The 2,606-nt window shown below is 51.5% G+C and carries 1 protein-coding gene; it reads right to left on the bottom strand.

Annotation, left to right across the window (positions count from 1 at the left end; genetic code table 11):
• Positions 1-2,536, bottom strand: a 2,536-nt coding sequence (gene brxC / locus QCH34_RS10430; RefSeq protein WP_300333831.1) for a BREX system P-loop protein BrxC, incomplete at its 3' end; no start/stop codon positions are given.
• Positions 2,537-2,606: the final 70 nt, after the last annotated feature.

Genomic DNA, 2,606 nt, shown 5'->3' with positions numbered 1-2,606 from the left:
AGCCATAATCAAACCCGGAAAAATGCTGCTCCAGTTTCTTTCCCGTCTCGCGGTCTCCGCCGTATTCCTTTGCCTGGTGTATCGGCCCGAAAATTTCCAGAGCGATGGGTGCACTGGGATTGAGCACGTGGTTCTGCCCCTCGCGGATGACCAGCCCCAGGCCCTCCTCCCCTTCGTAGAAAACCGATGGTAATCCATTGAGATTCTCCGCCTTGAGCAGCTTTGCTGCCTCATCCCCTTTGAGTTTCACCGCGCCCATCTCGAATTTCGAGAAGAGCTCCGGTACGGCATACTCAAAGAATCCCCTGAACGCAGCGCTCAAGGAGTTCCCGAACGAGGAGGCATCCTTTTTCCTCCCATTGAAGATGCCGGTTCCCTGGAACAGGGCGTCAGATATTTTGTCGCTGAGACGGGCCCTTATCCTGCTTTTATCCAGTTTTTCGCTCTCAAGACACTCCCGCTCGACATGGGTGATTTTGTTCTGCGCTGCCAACCGCCCATATTCTTCAACCATCCAGTGGGATGCGTAGTACTGCGTCACGAGGTCGTCAATTTCGGGAGTGAGCGCAATCACCCAGAACAGGTCTTTGTTCTTGATCCTGCTCTCATCCTCGATTGCCTCGATTTTTCTGGGAACATCCGCAGGCGAATCGGCTATCACAATGGAAACAGGAATCATGCCTGATTCGCCAATTCTGGCTCCATCCACAGAATATTCGACTTTAAAATTCTTCTTCTTTAACAGGTAGTTCTTCAATTTGGTATCGGCGACGATATCGCCAATAATATCATGGTGGATGGCAATCCGGTCGGCAGGCTTTGGGTTCAAATGGCGACGCCGTTCCACTCCCCAGTCTTTTTCCTCTGCGGACTGGAGTTTCCATCCTTCTTCAGTTGGCTTGATGAAGTCGGCATCGTTCAGCCGCTGAAGTGCATCTTCCACCTCGTGAAGGGGGACTGATCCATCAACCGAGTTGAGCAATACTGCGGAAATATTTCTTGTTGTTCTCGGCACTTCACGCACGAACTCAAGGAGACAGATCGTTTTTGCCACCCGAAGTGCCCATCCGCCGTCATCGGGGAATGCCTCGGCGATATCCGCAATATCTGAACGGCGCTCCTGGAGACTCGTTTCGACAAGATCGTAGATATTGTCGATTGCCACGAGCGCCCCTACAGGCTTATGTGCGAGATCTGTCCTTTCGGACACAAGCATCTCATATGCCTGTTTGATGATCGTCCGGTTACTGCCGCCGATATGGCGTGTCGCCCCTGGCTGGCGGCGGATACCGTCCATAATTTTGATGGAGAGATTGATGAAATGCGGGAGATAGGGGTAGAACTGCATGAAATCCTCAGCAGAAACGTCGCTGCGGATTGAAGAACGTTCAAGACGGCACTGCTCCAGCAGTTTGCCGTGACTGTCGCGATAGAGCTTCTCGAGCATCGGTTTTGCTTCATCTTTCTTCGAGAGGACGCGCCTGGTTGCAACCTCCCGGATATCCTCGGGGGAGAGGTCCACCGGCAAAAACCGATCGAGAAGGCGGGGGAACTTGACGTTCTTCTCATCGATTGTGTTGATGACATCCTGCAATCGTTCTTGGGAGGTCACGATCACCCACACAGGCGCAATGATCTCTCCCCTGTTGAGGCGATTTTTGCTCTCCTTCCCAAGCCCTTCGATAACGACCCGCAGATCCTCGAGCTTTGCGTCGCTTCGTCCCACATACTGCCCGACTTCATCGACAATGAACACAAGGGATTTTCCCTGGAGGCGCCGTTCACTCAGTTCAAAAACCCTGGCGACAAAATCTTCCACCGAAAAATCGACGGACTTTCCACGCACCGAATTGCGCCATGCGAGCACCTCGGGATAGGTGGTAGGATCGAGCCGGTGCATCACCGCGCTTGCCCGACCCATCTTCTCTGCACCGTTTCGTGCCTCTTCCCAGGATACATCCTGGTAGAGGTCATCGTAGGCAGCGAGGAACTGTTCATACCGGCCCGATTGTTCGAGCCAGATCTCCAGTTCTGCAACATCAAAATCCTTAGAATACCCCAGATTTTCGAGCAGGGCCCGGTACATCACCTCGGAAATGAGTTCCTTGCCACCCTTCCTCACATAAGTCGTGTTCGCGACATCGAACATGATGACTTTCGCCGGAATCCGGGCGTTGATGCTGTCGATATAATTGCTGATTCTCTGGTCATCGAATTTTTTCTTGAACAAATCAGAGGCATGCAAACCACATATTTCAGGATTTGATAGCATTAATCCAAGATTCTTGGCAAACGATGACTTTCCGGATCCAAAGAACCCGGAAATCCACAGCCCCATTTTTTCGATCTTCTTGTGGGTTTGCGGGCTTTTTGCGATTGCCCCGAGCGTGTCTGCAAAGTGGTCTTTGATATTGTCGGTCGGGACATATTCTGCGATTTCTTCATAGATCGTTTGTTCATCATCCTGGTAGACCTTGATGATCTCCTCGATCTGTCGTGAAAGGTCTCGTTCAATTAGATCTTGAATCTGTTCCATATTTTCCCCCTGTCATTACAAGATTTCTACGCGATAATTGCCCATGGGATCCCGGTCCCGCATATCCATG

It is taken from the genome of Methanocalculus sp., from assembly GCF_029762515.1.
Classification (GTDB): Archaea; Halobacteriota; Methanomicrobia; order Methanomicrobiales; family Methanocorpusculaceae; genus Methanocalculus.
Note: the sequence above shows the minus strand (reverse complement) of the source record. Positions and strands in the feature narration are given on the sequence as shown.